Origin of the sequence: Streptomyces sp. x-19 (assembly GCF_046549115.1) — a bacterium.
Taxonomy (GTDB): Bacteria; Actinomycetota; Actinomycetes; order Streptomycetales; family Streptomycetaceae; genus Streptomyces; species Streptomyces albulus_C.
In genome coordinates this window covers 701,439-717,338 of sequence record NZ_JAJPWK010000001.1, presented here as the reverse complement: position 1 = coordinate 717,338, position 15,900 = coordinate 701,439, and the positions used below count along the sequence as shown (strand labels likewise).

The 15,900-nt window shown below is 73.6% G+C and carries 16 protein-coding genes; 4 read left to right on the top strand and 12 right to left on the bottom strand.

All coding sequences use genetic code 11. The annotated features are described in order from the left end of the window. Positions 1-20: 20 nt before the first annotated feature. On the bottom strand, positions 21-641 hold the full coding sequence (locus tag ACLJT4_RS03360) for a sulfite oxidase-like oxidoreductase (RefSeq protein WP_038518856.1): 621 nt from the start codon (positions 639-641) through the stop codon (positions 21-23). Between the two features lie 155 nt (positions 642-796). Here ACLJT4_RS03360 and bfr point away from each other — a divergent pair, with 155 nt between their 5' ends. Then, a complete protein-coding gene (gene bfr / locus ACLJT4_RS03355) occupies positions 797-1,273 on the top strand; it encodes a bacterioferritin (RefSeq protein ID WP_016576282.1) in 477 nt (158 codons plus the stop codon). A 40-nt stretch (positions 1,274-1,313) separates the two neighbouring features. On the opposite strand, the gene ACLJT4_RS03350 is transcribed toward bfr, so the two are convergent. Both ACLJT4_RS03350 and ACLJT4_RS03345 read right to left on the bottom strand, forming a co-directional pair. Continuing rightward, complete coding sequence (locus tag ACLJT4_RS03350; protein WP_016576283.1) at positions 1,314-1,622, bottom strand: bacterioferritin-associated ferredoxin; 309 nt, start codon at positions 1,620-1,622, stop codon at positions 1,314-1,316. A 155-nt stretch (positions 1,623-1,777) separates the two neighbouring features. Beyond that, positions 1,778-3,121 (bottom strand): class II 3-deoxy-7-phosphoheptulonate synthase, encoded by a 1,344-nt coding sequence (locus ACLJT4_RS03345; RefSeq protein ID WP_174505024.1) that lies wholly within the window; start codon positions 3,119-3,121, stop codon positions 1,778-1,780. Between the two features lie 263 nt (positions 3,122-3,384). On the opposite strand from ACLJT4_RS03345, the gene ACLJT4_RS03340 reads away from it, so the two are divergent. After that, complete coding sequence (locus ACLJT4_RS03340) at positions 3,385-5,352, top strand: anthranilate synthase family protein (protein WP_411120903.1); 1,968 nt, start codon at positions 3,385-3,387, stop codon at positions 5,350-5,352. On the opposite strand, the gene ACLJT4_RS03335 is transcribed toward ACLJT4_RS03340, so the two are convergent. From ACLJT4_RS03335 to ACLJT4_RS03315, 5 genes are all read right to left on the bottom strand, one after another. Further along, the gene (locus ACLJT4_RS03335; RefSeq protein WP_411120902.1) at positions 5,318-6,334 is read right to left on the bottom strand and encodes a 2-hydroxyacid dehydrogenase; all 1,017 of its coding nucleotides are present in this window, start codon (positions 6,332-6,334) and stop codon (positions 5,318-5,320) included. The genes ACLJT4_RS03340 and ACLJT4_RS03335 overlap by 35 nt on opposite strands. Positions 6,335-6,483: 149 nt before the next feature. After that, a complete protein-coding gene (locus tag ACLJT4_RS03330) occupies positions 6,484-7,512 on the bottom strand; it encodes a 6-phosphofructokinase (RefSeq protein WP_411120901.1) in 1,029 nt (342 codons plus the stop codon). A gap of 189 nt (positions 7,513-7,701) precedes the next feature. Continuing rightward, on the bottom strand, positions 7,702-8,346 hold the full coding sequence (locus tag ACLJT4_RS03325; protein ID WP_411121071.1) for a response regulator: 645 nt from the start codon (positions 8,344-8,346) through the stop codon (positions 7,702-7,704). A 23-nt stretch (positions 8,347-8,369) separates the two neighbouring features. Beyond that, positions 8,370-9,590: a MacS family sensor histidine kinase gene (gene macS, locus ACLJT4_RS03320; RefSeq protein WP_411121070.1), complete on the bottom strand. Its 1,221-nt coding sequence runs from the start codon at positions 9,588-9,590 to the stop codon at positions 8,370-8,372. Positions 9,591-9,800: 210 nt separating this feature from the next. Beyond that, entirely contained in the window at positions 9,801-10,508 is a 708-nt protein-coding gene (locus tag ACLJT4_RS03315; RefSeq protein ID WP_020929482.1) for a lysophospholipid acyltransferase family protein, read from the bottom strand. Between the two features lie 243 nt (positions 10,509-10,751). On the opposite strand from ACLJT4_RS03315, the gene ACLJT4_RS03310 reads away from it, so the two are divergent. Together ACLJT4_RS03310 and ACLJT4_RS03305 are read left to right on the top strand one after the other, a co-directional pair. Next, positions 10,752-11,549 (top strand): alpha/beta hydrolase, encoded by a 798-nt coding sequence (locus ACLJT4_RS03310; RefSeq protein WP_233661318.1) that lies wholly within the window; start codon positions 10,752-10,754, stop codon positions 11,547-11,549. Next, positions 11,536-12,174, top strand: a complete 639-nt coding sequence (locus ACLJT4_RS03305) for a hypothetical protein (protein WP_411120900.1) — start codon at positions 11,536-11,538, stop codon at positions 12,172-12,174. The genes ACLJT4_RS03310 and ACLJT4_RS03305 overlap by 14 nt, the downstream gene beginning before the upstream one ends. 17 nt (positions 12,175-12,191) lie before the next feature. Here the strand turns inward: ACLJT4_RS03305 and ACLJT4_RS03300 are convergent, their stop codons facing one another. The 4 genes from ACLJT4_RS03300 to ACLJT4_RS03285 all read right to left on the bottom strand — a co-directional run bounded on the left by ACLJT4_RS03300 (position 12,192) and on the right by ACLJT4_RS03285 (position 15,900). After that, entirely contained in the window at positions 12,192-12,983 is a 792-nt protein-coding gene (locus tag ACLJT4_RS03300; RefSeq protein WP_411120899.1) for an endonuclease/exonuclease/phosphatase family protein, read from the bottom strand. Positions 12,984-13,015: 32 nt separating this feature from the next. Further along, entirely contained in the window at positions 13,016-13,957 is a 942-nt protein-coding gene (locus ACLJT4_RS03295; RefSeq protein WP_411120898.1) for an ROK family glucokinase, read from the bottom strand. Positions 13,958-14,080: 123 nt separating this feature from the next. Next, positions 14,081-14,554, bottom strand: a complete 474-nt coding sequence (locus tag ACLJT4_RS03290) for a DUF5304 domain-containing protein (RefSeq protein ID WP_411120897.1) — start codon at positions 14,552-14,554, stop codon at positions 14,081-14,083. Positions 14,555-14,691: 137 nt separating this feature from the next. Beyond that, positions 14,692-15,900 carry an ArsA family ATPase gene (locus ACLJT4_RS03285; protein WP_411120896.1) on the bottom strand — a complete coding sequence of 403 codons (1,209 nt, stop codon included), beginning with the start codon at positions 15,898-15,900 and terminating at the stop codon, positions 14,692-14,694.

Here is a 15,900-nt window from a genome sequence, read left to right as displayed (position 1 = left end):
GGGCGGGCCGGCCCGGGCGCCTAGAGCTCCGGGCCCTCGCCCGGCCCCTCCTGGTAGGAGTAGCGCTGTTCCTGCCAGGGGTCGCCGAGGTTGTGGTAGCCGCGCTCCTCCCAGAAGCCGCGGCGGTCGGCCGTCATGTACTCGATGCCGCGGACCCACTTGGGGCCCTTCCACGCGTAGAGGTGCGGGACGACCAGCCGGACCGGGAAGCCGTGCTCGGCGGTGAGCAGCTCGCCGGAGCGGTGGGTGGCGAAGACGCATCCCGGGGCGTCGAAGTCGGCGAGCCGGAGGTTGGAGCTGAAGCCGTACTCGGCCCAGACCATCACGTGGGTGACGTCTGGCGCGGGCGGTGCGAGCTGAAGGATCGTCCGGGTCAGCACGCCGCCCCATTCGGCGCCGAGCATGCTGAATTTGGTGACGCAGTGCATGTCGGCGACGACGGTGCTGTACGGCAGGGCCGTGAACTCCTCGTGCGTCCAGCAGTGCTTGGCGCCGTCGGCGGTCGCGCCGAAGACCCGGAACTCCCAGCGCTCGGAGCGGAACTTCGGCACCGGGCCGTAGTGCGTGACGGGCCAGCCCCGCTGGAGCCGCTGTCCCGGAGGCAGCACGGGCTCCTCTTCGCGACTCTCCGGCTGACCCATGCCCCCATGGTGTCAGACCCCGGACGGTGCGGATGACCAGGGCGGTACGGAATCGGGCAACTCGTACTAAGTGTGAACTTACTGGACGGCCCGCGCGGCGCGGTGCGAGGATGCGCGGCACCTGCCCAGAACTCGCGTGAAAGGGGCCCGCAGCCATGCAGGGCGACCCCGAGGTCATCGAATTCCTCAACGAGCAGCTGACCGCCGAGCTGACCGCGATCAACCAGTACTTCCTGCACGCAAAGATGCAGGAGAACTTCGGCTGGACGAAGCTCGCCAAGTACACCCGCGCCGAGTCCTTCGACGAGATGAAGCACGCGGAGGTACTGACCGACCGCATCCTCTTCCTCGAAGGGCTGCCGAACTACCAGCGGCTGTTCCACGTCCGCGTCGGCCAGACCGTCACCGAGATGTTCCAGGCCGACCGGCAGGTGGAGGTGGAGGCCATCGACCGGCTCAAGCGCGGCATCGAGATCATGCGCGCCAAGGGCGACATCACCTCGGCCAACATCTTCGAGGAGATCCTGGCCGACGAGGAGCACCACATCGACTACCTCGACACCCAGCTGGAGCTGGTCGAGAAGCTCGGCGAGGCGCTCTACATCGCCCAGGTGATCGAGCAGCCGAGCTGACGGCGCGCCGCGGTGCGCACCGACCGGGCACCCCTGGGCGCTACGCGGCCGCCCGGAGGCCCGCGGGCCCCGTTGCGGCCACCTCCGCGGCCAGCGGTTCGGACGGCACGGCGGGCGCCGGGCTCCACGGCTCGGACTCCGACCGCAGCACGTCGGGCGCACCCCGGTCGATCAGCTCGCGCCGGGGGCACGCACCGCGGCCCAGCAGCGCCTGGATGCGGCGGACGCAGCTCCCGCAGTCGGTGCCGGCCTTGCAGGCGGAGGCGACCTGCCGGGGCGTGCAGGCGCCCCGGTCCGCGTGCTCGCGGACCTGCTGCTCGGTGATGCCGAAGCAGGAGCAGACGTACACGCGGGTTCACCTCCGTCGGGGCGCCTCGTCCGATCCGGATGATCGTCAGTGAGGTAACCCTTACCTTACCCGCGCCGGTGGGCGGGGAACAATGCGGGGCAACGCAGTGGGGCGCGGATCACAGGATCCGCGCCCCACTCGTCATGCCGTCGCCGTCACTGGTCGCGGTACATCTCCGCCACCAGGAAGGCCAGGTCCAGCGACTGGCTGCGGTTCAGCCGCGGGTCGCAGGCCGTCTCGTAGCGCTGGTGCAGGTCGTCGACGAAGATCTCGTCGCCGCCGCCCACGCACTCGGTGACGTCGTCACCGGTCAGCTCCACGTGGATGCCGCCCGGGTGGGTGCCGAGGGCCTTGTGGACCTCGAAGAAGCCCTTGACCTCGTCCAGCACGTCGTCGAAGCGACGGGTCTTGTGACCCGAGGCCGCCTCGAAGGTGTTGCCGTGCATCGGGTCGCAGATCCACACGACCTGCGCACCGGAGGCGGTGACCTTCTCCACCAGGTCGGGCAGCTTCTCGCGGATCTTGTCCGCGCCCATCCGGGTGATGAAGGTCAGGCGGCCCGGCTCGCGGTTCGGGTCGAGCCGGTCGATCAGGGTGAGCGCGTCCTCCACGGTCGTCGTGGGGCCGAGCTTGACGCCGATCGGGTTGCGGATGCGGGACGCGAACTCGATGTGCGCGCCGTCCAGTTGGCGGGTGCGCTCGCCGATCCAGACCATGTGGCCCGAGACGTCGTAGAGGTTCCCGGTGCGGGAGTCGACGCGGGTCAGCGCCGACTCGTAGTCCAGGATCAGCGCCTCGTGCGAGGAGTAGAACTCCACGGTCCGGAACTCCTCCGGGTCCACCCCGCAGGCGTTCATGAAGTTCATCGCCCGGTCGATCTCGCGCGCCAGCGCCTCGTACCGCTGGCCGGAGGGCGAGGACTTCACGAAGTCCTGGTTCCAGGCGTGCACCTGGCGCAGGTCGGCGTAGCCGCCGGTGGTGAAGGCGCGCACCAGGTTGAGGGTCGCGGCGGAGGCGTTGTACATCCGCTTCAGCCGCTCCGGATCGGGGATCCGGGCCGCCTCGGTGAACTCGAAGCCGTTGACGGAGTCGCCGCGGTAGGTCGGCAGGGTCACCCCGTCGCGGGTCTCGGTCGGCTTGGAACGCGGCTTGCTGTACTGGCCGGCGATCCGACCGACCTTGACCACCGGGACGGACCCGGCGTAGGTCAGCACGGCGCCCATCTGGAGGAGCGTCTTGAGCTTGTTGCGGATGTGCTCGGCGGAGACGGCGTCGAAGGCCTCCGCGCAGTCGCCGCCCTGCAGCAGGAACGCCTCGCCTCGGGCGACCGCGCCCAGACGCTCGCGCAGCTGGTCGCACTCGCCCGCGAAGACGAGCGGCGGATAGGACTCGAGCTCCGCGATCACATCGCGCAGAGCCTCTTGGTCCGGCCAGTCAGGCTGCTGCGCCGCGGGCAGGTCTCGCCAGGTGTTGCCACCGGCGTGGGTTTCAGCGTTCACGGTCACATCCCCCACATTACGGGGTCCCGCAGGGGTGTCCGTCCGGCATCCGGACTGTGAGACGCGTCGTGGACAGGAGATCCGGTAGGGTGCGCGGCATGCAGACGCGACCGATCTTGAGCACGAACTGGTGGTGGACCGCCCGACCGGCGGCCCACTGATTCGCGTACGCATCCCACAGACCGCGAAGGCCGCCCGAGGGGCGGCCTTCGGTGTTCCCGCGGCCGTTCCCTCCGACCGGAAGTCCCCCGGAAGGAACCGCCATGCACCCCGAGCCCCAGCCCCCGTCCGACGCCGCCGCGCTGGTCCGCCGGCTGCTCGACCCCGCCTGCCCGCCGTTCGCCCTGCTCCGCCGGCGCTCACCCGGCCGGGACGGCAACACCGTCGAGGTGTTGATCGGCGAGGTGACCGAGGTCGAGCGCCTGGCCGACGTCCCGCTCGGCTCGGAGGTGCCGGACGCCCCGGTGACCGACGCGCTGGCGCTGATCCCGTTCCGGCAGATCCGCGAGCGCGGCTTCCGGGCGCACGACGACGGCACCCCGTTGGCCGTACTGCGCCCCACCGCCTGCCACGAGCTGCCGCTGGCGGAGCTGCTGGCCGCGCTCCCGACGCACGACGTGCGGGTGCGAAACGGCGCCTTCGACGTGACCGACGCGGAGTACGCGGAGGTCGTCGACCGGGTGGTGCGCGAGGAGATCGGCACCGGCGAGGGCGCCAACTTCGTCATCCGCCGGACGTTCGAGGGCGAGATCACGGACTTCTCGGCGGCCGACGCGCTGGCGCTGTTCCGGCGGCTGCTGGCCGGCGAGCGCGGGGCGTACTGGACGTTCGTGGTGCACCGGCCCGGGGTGCGCACGCTGGTCGGCGCCAGCCCGGAGGTGCACGTGCGGATGACCGGCGGCACCGTCGTGATGAACCCCATCAGCGGCACCTACCGCTACCCCGTGGAGGGGCCCACCGCAGCGGGCCTGCTGGCCTTCCTCGACGACCGCAAGGAGGTCGAGGAGCTGTCCATGGTGGTGGACGAGGAACTGAAGATGATGTGCACCGTCGGTGACCAGGGCGGGGTGGTGGTCGGCCCCCGGCTCAAGGAGATGGCGCACCTCGCGCACACCGAGTACGAGCTGCGCGGCCGCTCCACCCTGGACGTGCGGGAGGTCCTCAAGGAGACGATGTTCGCGGCGACGGTCACCGGGTCGCCGGTGCAGAACGCCTGCCGGGTGATCGAGCGGCACGAGCCGGTCGGCCCGGACGGGCGCGGCCGCGGCTACTACGCGGGGGCGCTGGCGCTGATCGGCCGGGCCCCCGGTCCCGGCCGGGAGGCCGGCGCCGCGGCGCAGACGCTGGACTCCCCGATCCTCATCCGCACCGCGGACATCGCGGCCGACGGCCGGCTGCGGGTGCCGGTCGGCGCCACCCTGGTGCGCGCCTCCGACCCGCACGGCGAGGTCGCCGAGACGCACGCCAAGGCCGCCGGGGTGCTCACCGCGCTGGGGGTGCGACCGGCGCCCGCGCGGGCCGCGGCCGGGCCCGCGCCGCGGCTGGCCGACGACCCGCGGGTGCGGGCCGCGCTGGACGCCCGCCGCGCCGACCTGGCCCCGTTCTGGCTGCGGATGCAGACCACCGCGCCGGTCGCCGGACTGCACGGCCACGCCCTGGTCGTCGACGCCGAGGACACCTTCACCGCGATGCTGGCCCACCTGCTGCGCACCTCGGGGCTGACCGTCTCGGTCCGCCGCTACGACGAGCCGGGGCTGCGGGCGGCCGCCCTGGCGCACCGGGGGCCGGTGGTGCTGGGTCCCGGGCCGGGCGACCCGTCCGACACCGCCGATCCCAAGATGCGCTTCCTGCGCGCGCTCACCGCGGAGCTGGTGGCGGGCCACCGCCACGGCCTGCTCGGGGTCTGCCTCGGCCACGAACTCCTCGCCGCGGAGCTGGGGTTGGAGATCGTCCGCAAGGACGTCCCGTTCCAGGGCGCCCAGGAGCGGATCGACTTCTTCGGCCGGACCGAGACGGTGGGCTTCTACAACACGTTCACGGCCCGCTGCGACGACCGGACCGCGGCCGAACTCGCCATGCACCGCGTCGAACTGAGCCGGGACGAGGCCACCGGCGAGGTGCACGCGCTGCGCGGCCCGGGCTTCGCCGGGGTGCAGTTCCACCCCGAGTCGGTGCTGACCCTGGACGGCGCCGCGGTCACCGCACAGCTGCTGGCAGCTGTCCTCGTGTGACCAGCATGTGCCCGTTGGTGCGGCCGGCCAGATGGTCTTCCACGTTGACCACCGTGGTCTCGACGATCTGGCCGACCGCCTCGCGGGTGAAGTACGCCTGGTGCGAGGTGACCAGGACGTTGGCGAAGGTCATCAGCCGGGCCAGGGTGTCGTCGCTGATGACGTCCAGGGACTTGTCGTAGAAGAACAGCCCGGCCTCCTCCTCGTAGACGTCCAGGCCGACACCGGTGAGCCGGCCGGCCTTGAGCGCCGCGACCAGGGCGGCGGTGTCGATCAGCCCGCCGCGGCTGGAGTTCACCAGGATCGCGTCGTCCTTCATGGCGGCCAGCGCGGCGGCGTCCACCAGGTGCCGGGTGTCGTCGGTGAGCGGGACGTGCAGGCTGATCAGGTCGGCCTCGGCGAAGAGCCGTTCCCGGGGGACGTAGCGCATGCCCAGCGCCGCGCACTGCGGGTTCTCGACGAGGTCCCAGCCCAGCAGCTCCATCCCGAAGCCGTGGGCGATCCGGGCGAACGCGGTGCCGATCTTGCCGGTGCCGAGCACCCCGGCCGTCCGGCCGTGCAGATCGCGGCCCATCAGGCCGTCCAGCCGGAAGTCGAAGTTCCGGGTGCGGTTGGCGGCCGGCACCAGCCGCCGGTTCACCGCCAGCGCCAGCAGCCAGGCGAACTCCGCGACCGCGTACGGCGAGTACGCGGAGACCCGGCCGATGGTCAGGCCGAGGTCCGCCGCGGCCTCCAGGTCGATGTTGTTGAAGCCGGTGGAGCGCTGGGCGACCATCTTGGTGCCGCCGGCGGCGAGGGTCTGCAGCACCTCGGCGGTCAGCTCGTCGTTGACGCTGGTGGAGACGACCTCATAGCCGTGCGCGATGGGGGCGGTGTCGCGGTTGAGGAAGACGTCCAGGGCGCGGACCTGGTGGCGGCCGGCGAACGCCCGCTCCAGGATCGGCCGCTCGTCCGTCTGCACGCCGAAAGCGACGATCTCCACGTTCCCTCCCGGTTGTCCGTCGCCGGTGGCCGTCGCACGGCGGCGCCCGCCGGCGGCGCCGCGCAGAAGCAATGGGCCGGATATGTCGCGTCATGGCGAATATACGACCCATTGCGTGGCGGTGCCGCCCGGAGGACGGGCGGCACGGTTCAGCCGAAGAACACCCCGACCTCGGCGTAGAGCGCCGGATCGACGGTCTTCAGCTTGGCGGTCGCCTCGGAGAGCGGCACCCGGACGATGTCGGTGCCGCGCAGCGCGACCATCGTGCCGTAGTCGGCGTCCCGCACCGCGTCGATGGCGTGCAGCCCGAAGCGGGTGGCCAGCCAGCGGTCGAAGGCGCTGGGGGTGCCGCCGCGCTGGGTGTGGCCGAGGACGGTGGTCCGGGCCTCCTTGCCGGTGCGCCCCTCGATCTCCTTGGCCAGCCACTCGCCCACGCCGGACAGCCGGACGTGCCCGAAGGAGTCGGTGCTGCCGTCCTTGAGCACCATTTCGCCGTCCTTGGGCATGGCGCCCTCGGCGACCACCACGATCGGCGCGTAGCTGGCCTTGAAGCGGGACTCGATCCAACGGCAGACCTGGTCGACGTCGAAGCGCTGCTCCGGGATGAGGATGACGTTGGCGCCGCCGGCCAGGCCGGAGTGGAGCGCGATCCAGCCGGCGTGCCGGCCCATCACCTCGACGACCAGCACCCGCATGTGGGACTCGGCGGTGGTGTGCAGCCGGTCGATGGCCTCGGTGGCGACCCCGACCGCGGTGTCGAAGCCGAAGGTGTAGTCGGTGGCCGACAGGTCGTTGTCGATGGTCTTGGGCACGCCCACGCAGGGAATGCCGTACTCCGCGAAGAGCCGGGAGGCGACGCCGAGGGTGTCCTCGCCGCCGATCGCGACCAGCGCCTCGACCTCGTGCTTGGCGAGCGTCTCCTTGATCCGGCGGACCCCGTCCTGCTCCTTGAAGGGGTTGGTCCGCGACGAGCCGAGGATGGTGCCGCCGCGCGGCAGGATGCCGCGCACCGCCGGGATGTCCAGCCGCACACTGCGGCCCTCCAACGGGCCCCGCCAGCCGTCCCGGAAACCGACGAAGTCGTATCCGTACTCCTGGGTGCCCTTGCGGACGATGCCCCTGATCACCGCGTTCAGACCCGGGCAGTCGCCGCCGCCGGTCAGTACTCCGACCCGCATCGCTTCACCTTCATCCCGTCCGTGGCCGCGTAACGGCCGTGCGTGAGCGTAACGCCGGTCACGCTAATGGTGACCTGGGTCACTCCGGGATGGGGCGCGCACCGATCCCCGTCCCCCGCACGGGAGTTGACGCACGGCCTTCACCCGTACGAGCGGACGGGCAGGACGCCGACGGGACGGCGGACGGCTTCAGGCGCCGTCGAGGCCGCGCTCGATCGCGTACCGCACCAGCTCGACGCGGTTGTGCAACTGGAGCTTTCCGAGGGTGTTCTGGACGTGGTTCTGCACCGTGCGGTGCGAGATGACCAGCCGCTCGGCGATCTGCTTGTACGAAAGGCCCTTGGCGACCAGGCGCAGCACCTCGGTCTCGCGCTCCGTCAGCCGGGGGGCGCCGGGCTCGTCGGCGGTCGCCGGGGCCGGTTCGGTCGCCAGCCGGCGGTACTCGCCGAGGACCAGTCCGGCCAGGCCCGGGGTGAACACCGGCTCGCCGGCGGCGGTGCGCCGCACCGCGTCGAGCAGTTCCTCGGTGCTGGCCGACTTCAACAGGTAGCCGGTGGCACCGGACTTCACGGCCTCCAGGACGTCGACGTGCTCGCCGCTCGCGGAGAGCACCAGCACCCGCGGCGACGCGTCCGCGCCGACCAACTGCCGGCACACCTGCACGCCGGGCAGGCCGGGCAGGTTGAGGTCCAGCACCAGCACGTCGGGCGCCACGGCCTGGGCCCGGCGCACCGCCTGGAGTCCGTCCCCGGCCGTCGCCACCACGTCGAACCCGGCCTCCGTCAGGTCCCGGGCGACCGCGTCCCGCCACATCGGGTGGTCGTCGACCACCATCACCCGCAGGCCCGTCCCGTCACTCACGCGCGCGCTCTCCCCCGTCGTCCGCCCTCGGGCGCGGTGCCCTTGGGAACCTTCAGCTCCACTTCGGTGCCCTGGCCGGGGACCGAGATCCACTCGGCGCCGCCGCCCAACTCCCGCAGCCGGCCGCGGATCGACAGCGCCACCCCCAGGCGCCCCTCGCGCTCGGCCGCGGCCAACCGGCCCTCGGGGATGCCGGGGCCCTCGTCGCGCACCGTCACGAGCACCGCGTCCGGTTCGTCCTCCACCAGGATCCACGCGCGGGCGTCGGCCCCCACGTGCACCCGCACATTGTCCAGTGCCGCACCGACGGCGGCGACCAGTTCCGCCGCGGCGGCGGCCGGCAGCGCGACCGGGGAGCACGGTCCGGAGAGCGTCACCCCGGCGCCGACGTGCGGGGCGAGCAGCGCCATCAGGTCGCAGGGGCCGGCGGGCAGCGGCGGGTCGGAATCCGCCGGGCCGGCCGCGGGGGCGCCGTCGGTCGCGGCGGCCGGCACGGCCCGCTGCCGGGGCACCAACCCGCCGGCGACCAGCGTGCGCAGCGCCACCTCCTGCTCGCCCGCCATCCGGCCCAGTTCGGCGGCCTCGCCGCCGATCGCGGTGCCGCGCCGCTGCACCATGGCCAGCACCTGGAGCACGCTGTCGTGGATGTCGCGGGCCAGCCGCTCCCGTTCGCGGGTGGCGGCCTCGATCTGGAGGGCCCGGGCCAGGGTGCGCTCACTGGCCCGGGCCACCTCGACCACGTAGCCGATGGCGACGCTGGCCACCCACACCAGCACCACGTTGTGGACGGTGTCCCGGGCCAGCTCCTGGCGCTCGACGAGGTTGGCCACGGCCACGATGGTGGAGGCCACCGCGGCCCACCGCCAGCCGCCCTTGATGGCGAAGCCCAGGACGGCGCCGGCGGTCCAGATGGACGGCAGCGTCGCGGCGCCGTCCATGATCCGCGCCTGGGTGTCGATCACGGAGGTGAGCAGGATGCCGCCGACCGCGACGCCGAGGTCGGCGACCAGGAACCGCCGGGTGCAGCGCTCGGCGGACGCGGTGCGGCGCCAGGTCACCGCCGTCCAGGCGGTGAGCGCGACCATGTAGGCGGCGGCGCCCAGCGGATGCGCGTAGTGCGGATAGGCGACCACGAACAGGCCCAGCACGTAGACCAGGGTCAGGACCCGGTAGCCGGTGAGCGCCCGCCACAGCGGCAGCTCGACCGACATCCGCATCGCCTTCTGCCGCCCGCCGGGCGACGCGCCCCGGTCGTCGCGGGCCGCACCGTCCGTGCCGTCCGTGGTTCGTGCGTCGTCTCTGTCGGCATCCGTCATGCCGGCCCCACCCCTCACCGGGGATCGCCGCCCCGGTCTCGGCTCGTCCGTCCCGTCGCGTCCGGCGGTGCCCCGACCGGCCGGAGCCGGCCTGCGCCGGCCCGCGCCGTCCTACGCCTCTGCCTTCTTCTGCGCCTCCGCGGCCTTGGCCGCCTCGGCGATCTGCCGCTTGGCCGCGGTCGCGTAGATGTCGACGTACTCCTGGCCCGAGAGCTTCATGATCTCGTACATCACCTCGTCGGTGATCGAGCGCAGGATGTAGCGGTCGCCCTCCATGCCCTGGTAGCGGCTGAAGTCCAGCGGCTTGCCGATGCGGATGCCGGGCCGGACCATCTTCGGCAGGACCTTGCCGGGCGGCTGCACCTTCTCGGTGTCGATCATCGCCACCGGGATGACCGGGGCGCCGGTGGCCAGCGCCACCCGTGCCAGGCCGCCCGGCTTGCCGCGGTAGAGCCGGCCGTCCGGGGAGCGGGTGCCCTCCGGGTAGATGCCGAACAGCTCGCCGCGCTCCAGCACCTCGATGCCGCTCTTGATCGCCGCCTCGCCCGCGCCGCGGGCGCCCGAGCGGTCGACCGGGAGTTGCCCGACGCCCTTGAAGAACGCCGCGGTCAACTTGCCCTTCACGCCCGGGGAGGTGAAGTACTCGGCCTTCGCGATGAAGGTGACCTTGCGGTCCAGCACCGCGGGCAGGAAGAAGGAGTCCGAGAAGGACAGGTGGTTGCTCGCGAGGATCGCCGGGCCCTCGGCGGGGACGTTCTCGATGCCTTCCACCCAGGGACGGAACGCGAGCCTCAGCGGACCGCCGATGGAAAACTTCATTGCGCCGTAGATCAACCGACTGCCTCCTGTGTCTGACGCACTGACCTTAACCCCCGTGCGGCACGCCGGGGGCCCCGGCGGGCCACGAGACCGCGCGCGGGCCCGCCGCGGGCCGCGCACGGGTCCGGTCCGCGACGGTTCGCGCCCCCGCGCCGCCCCGGACGGCCGCGGCCCTACCCCGCCGCGGTCACTTTGCGTACCCTGAAGTAACTCGCCAGCCCACTCACCGATCGGAGTCCCCCGGTGCCGCTCCTCCCCGGAGCCGAGCCGTTCCGCCGTGACGGCGGAGACGTCGGCGTCCTCGTCTGCCACGGCTTCACCGGCTCCCCGCAGTCCGTCCGCCCCTGGGCCGAGCACCTCGCCGACCGGGGCCTGAGCGTCTCCGTTCCCCTGCTGCCCGGCCACGGCACGCGCTGGGAGGACATGCAGCTCACCACCTGGCAGGACTGGTACGCCGAAGTCGACCGCGAACTGCGTGCGCTGGCCGAGCGCTGCACCAAGGTCTTCGTCTGCGGCCTGTCCATGGGCGGCGCGCTGGCGCTGCGACTGGCCGCCCGGCACGGCGACGCGATCAGCGGCGTGGCCGTGGTCAACCCCGGCAACAAGGTCCACGACGCCGCCGCGCCGCTGCTGCCCGTGCTCCGGCACGTCGTCCGCTCGACCAAGGGCATCGCCAGCGACATCGCCAGGCCCGGTGCCGTCGAGGTGGGCTACGACCGGGTGCCGCTGCACGCCGCGCACTCGCTGCGGCGGTTCTTCCAACTGGTCGACGACGAACTCCCGCGCGTCACGCAGCCGTTGCTGGTGCTGACCAGCCGGCAGGACCACGTCGTCCCGCCCGTCGACTCCGAGCGGATCCTCAGCCGGGTCTCGTCCACCGACGTCCGGCAGGTGCCGCTGGAGCGCAGCTACCACGTCGCCACCCTCGACCACGACGCCCCGCTGATCTTCGAGGACAGCTACGCCTTCATCACCCGGCTCGCCCCGGAGGCCCGACCGGACGCGGTCCAGGAGGGAACGGCGGCCAGTGGCGGAGCGTAGCCCCCGCGACCCCCGGGACCCGCTCGACGAGGAAGCCGCCTGGGCCGAGATCGTCGCGGGCTACGGCGAGCGGCCGGAGTTCCCGTCCACCGCCGACCGGCCGGACCGGGCCCCGGCACCCGACGCTGCGGCGGCCGACGGCGCGCGCACGGACGGCACCGTGCAGGACGGCGCGCGGACGGACGGCGCGGCGAAGGACGGCGCGGCGAAGGACGGTGACGCCCCGGACTCCGGCGCACCCGGGCCGGCCGACGCCGTGCCCGGCGACGGCTCCCCGGCCCGCCCCGGCAGCTTCGTGGTCTTCGCACCCGGTGTGGGTCCGCGCAACTGGACCCCCGCCGAGCCCTCCGACGACGACTTCGACGAGACCGACGAGGGCCATTTCACGCCGCCCGAGCCGCCGCCGCTGCCGAGCGCCGACACCACCGCCAAGTTCGCCTGGATCGCGGTGCTCGGCGGCCCGTTGCTGCTGCTCGTCACGGTCATCCTCCAGCAGCCGGTCACCTGGTGGATCACGGTGCTGGGGATCGGCGGCTTCGTGGGCGGACTGGGCACCCTCTTCGCCCGGATGGGCAACGACCGGGAGGACGACGAGGAGCCGCCGGGCGGCGGCGCGGTGGTCTAGCGCGTGGCGGCCGGCGGTCAGCCGTCGGCCGGCACCCGCAGTGCGCTGAGGACGGGCAGGTGGTCCGAAGCCGCCCGCAGGTCCTCCGCGCGCACGCCCGGCAGCCCCTGCGGCACCCCGCAGCCGAGGAACTCCACGCCCCCCGTGCCGAACACCGCGTCGATCCGCTGCCGCGGCCGGTGCGGCGTGGAGGTGAACTCGCCGCCCCACGGCGCGACCGCCCAGCCGTCGTCGAGGGTCGCCGCGATCCGGCGGAAACTGCGGCCGTCCGGCCGGTCGTTGAGGTCACCGCCGACCACCGCGTGCGGCACGCCCAGGGCCGCGACCCGCTCCAACAGCAGCCCGGCCTGGCCGTAGCGCTCCCGCGGGTCGAGGCTGAGGTGGCAGCTGACCACGCCGAGGCGGGCCGAGGCGAAGCGCACCACGGCGGTGGCCAGCCCGCGCTGGTGCAGCCCGGGGGTGCGGGGCAGCAGGACGTCCTCGGTGCGCTCCACGTGCGCGCGGAGGTGGGCGAGGACCAGCGGGCCGGCGGTGGTGGCTCCGCCGGTGACGTACACCAGGCCGCTGGCCCGGGCGAGGCGCTCGGCGGCCTTGCGCCAGCGGAAGAACCGCGGCGCCTCCTGGACGAGGACGAGATCGGGGGCGCAGGCCCGGATGACCCGGGCCAGCGCCGCCTGATCGTCGCGCATCGAGCGGATGTTGTAGCTGAGCACCCTGACGACCGCGGAGCCGTCCGCCTCGGTGGCGGAGGCCGGGAGTCCGGTGGTCGCCGCGCCGGGGCCGCCGGCCGGGACCACGGTGTCGGACACGGGTCGTCCCGCGCGCTCGGCCGCCATCCGCGTCAGCCCTGGCGCGCCAGGTCGGCCGCGCCGACCAGTCCGGCCTCGCCGCCGAGTTGGGCGCCGAGCACCTGGGCGTGCGGGCGCCACTGGCTGCCGACCAGCCAGCGGCGGAACGACTTGCGGATCGGGTCGAGGACCAGCTCGCCCTCGTCCGAGACCCCGCCGCCGACGATGAACGCGGACGGGTCGAAGAGCGAGGCCAGGTCGGCGAGGCCGGCGCCGGCCCAGCGGGCCAGTTCGCGGAACGAGTCGACGGCGACCGGGTCGCCCTGGCGGGCCGCCGCGCTGATGTGCTTGCCCTGGATCCCCTCGGGGGTGCCGTCGCCGAGCGAGAGCAGCACCGTGGCGTTCTCGGGGGTGGCGAAGGCGCGCTGCCGGGCGTAGCGCAGCAGGGCGCGGCCGGAGGCGTACTGCTCCCAGCAGCCCTGGCTGCCGCAGCCGCACAGCAGACCGTCCGGGACGACCCGGATGTGGCCGAACTCGGCGGCGACACCGAACCGGCCGCGGCGCAGCTTGTTGCCGATGATGATGCCGCCGCCCAGGCCGGTGCCGAGGGTGATGCAGATGACGTCGCTGTGGCCCTGGCCGGCGCCGAAGCGGTACTCGCCCCAGGCCGCGGCGTTGGCGTCGTTCTCGACCACGACGGGCAGGCCGACGCGCTGTTCGACCTTGTCCTTGAGCGGCTCGTGGCGCCAGTCGATGTTCGGGGCGAAGAGGACCGTGGCCCGCTTCTCGTCGACGTAGCCGGCGGCGCCGATGCCGACGGCCTCGACGTGGTGGCCGGCGCCGACCGTGCGGACGGCGTCCGCGATCGCCTCGGTCAGCGCGTCGGTGGCCCGCGGGGTCGGCACCTTGCACGTTTCGAGGATCGACCCCTCCTCGTCCACCACGCCGGCCGCGATCTTCGTGCCGCCGATGTCGACGCCGATGGTGAGTCCCATGTGTCCCTCAGTTTCCGCTCGAACCCCGCCGAGATCCACCGTACCGGAGGCAGGGGCGGCGTTCCCGCCGCTCACGGCGGCGGAGGTGGGGTCGTTCGCCCGCCGGGCGGCGGCGGGCGGGGATCAGTCGAGGTCGATCCGCTCGGGGCCGGCGGGACCGTCGTCGCGCGGGTCGCCGGACGGGCCCTGGGCGTGGTCGTCGGCGGTGGCGTCGCGGGTCCAGCGGGTCTCGCTGCCCTCCACCACCGAGCGGTAGGCGGCGAGGAGTTCGGAGCCGGCCGCCGCGAGGTGGTCGAAGACGTCGGGGTTGCGCTCGATGACCGGCTCCACGGCGGCCTTGGCCTGCTTCAGCAGCTGGTTCACCGCGCTGCTGGCGGCCATCCCGCCCAGCGCACCGGGCAGCTGGATGGCGGAGAGCCGGTCGGTCACCGCCTCGGCGAGCCGGCGCAGTTCCTCGGCCGCGCTGCCCGGCTGGGGGCCGTACTCGGTCCGGCGGCGGGACTGCTCCGCGGCGAGGTCCTCGGCGCAGGCCGTCTCCCAGGCGTCGGCGTCGGGCTCGACGCGGCGGTCGGCGGGGCGCTCGGTGGCATCACTCATGGCGGACTCCGTGGACTCCTGCGGGCGGTACGGACCGGACGGTGCCGCCGCGCGGTGCCGCCCGGCACGGCGGCCGGACACCTGCACGGCGGTGGCGTCCTACGTCTTACGACGTTACCCGAACGGGGGTGTCCGGATCAGTCGCTCGGCGCGGTCCTCGGCCACAGTCCCGGATCCGGGGTGAAGCGGATCTCCAGGGCGCCGTCGCGCAGTGCGGCACCGGAGACGGTGCAGCGGCGCAGCGCCGAGGGCAGGGTGCGGATCCGCCGGAAGCGGCCGACGGTCACCACGATCTCGTCGCCGCGGCGCACCAGCCCGAGGCCGTCCCGTTGGGCACCGGGCAGCGGCACCCGCCAGACGAGGATGCCGTCGGACGCCAGGTGGTCCTCGACGGTCCAGGGGTCGGCGGCGGGCGGTTGCGGTGCGGTCAGCACGGCGGTGGGGCCGTCGAGCAGCGCGCCGAGGTCGTCGATGCCCTGGGGGTCGCGGCCCAGGTGCGCCACTTCGTGCACGGGGAGGTCGGGGCAGTCCGCGCGCAGCGCCTTCAGGGCGGCCTGTTGGCTGCCGGAGAGCCCGGCCAGGAAGGGGTCGGCGGAGCCGGTCGGCAGCAGCCGGTTGACCAGCACGGCGTCGGTGCGGCGGCCGTGCAGGGCGAGGCCGGCGCGCAGGGTGCGCAAGGAGGCGCCCGCGACCGGTCCGGCGTCGGTGACCAGCAGCACGGAGGTGTCGGGGGCGTCCACCACCCGCTGGACGGCGGCGAGTTCGCGCTCCCAGCCCTCGGCGGCCTCGTACAGCTTCTGGGCCGGCATGGGGACGCCGGCGAGTTGGGCGAGCACCGGGCGCAGCGCGCGGGCCGCCTGGCGCTCGGGCGGCAGCAGGCGACGCAGGTAGCGGCGGACCTGGGCGGGCAGGGCGAGCAACCGGATCGTTTCGGCAGCCGGTGGCATGTCGACGACCAGCAGGTCCCAGGTGTTCGCGGCGTGTGCGGCGCGCAGCGCGTGGAGCAGCGCGAAGGACTCGGAGCCGGGGAGTTCGGTGAGTTCGTCCTCGTCGAGGGGGGCCGCACCGAGCAGGTCGAAGGCGGCGCCGGCGCGCTCCTGGAAGGCGAGGAACTCCCGGCGGAACCGGTCGGCGGGGTCGATCCGGCGCACGTGCAGGCCGGGGGCCGCGGCTATCGCGGAGGGTTGGGCGACGCCGGGGCGGACGCCGAGGACCGCCTCCGGGGCGCTGCCCTGGGTCGTGAGCAGCAGGGTCCGGGCGCCCTGCCGGGCACCGGCCAGGGCGGTCGCGGCGGCGAGCGTGGTGCGGCCCGCGCCGCCGGGGCCGGTGACGAGGACGGTGCGCAC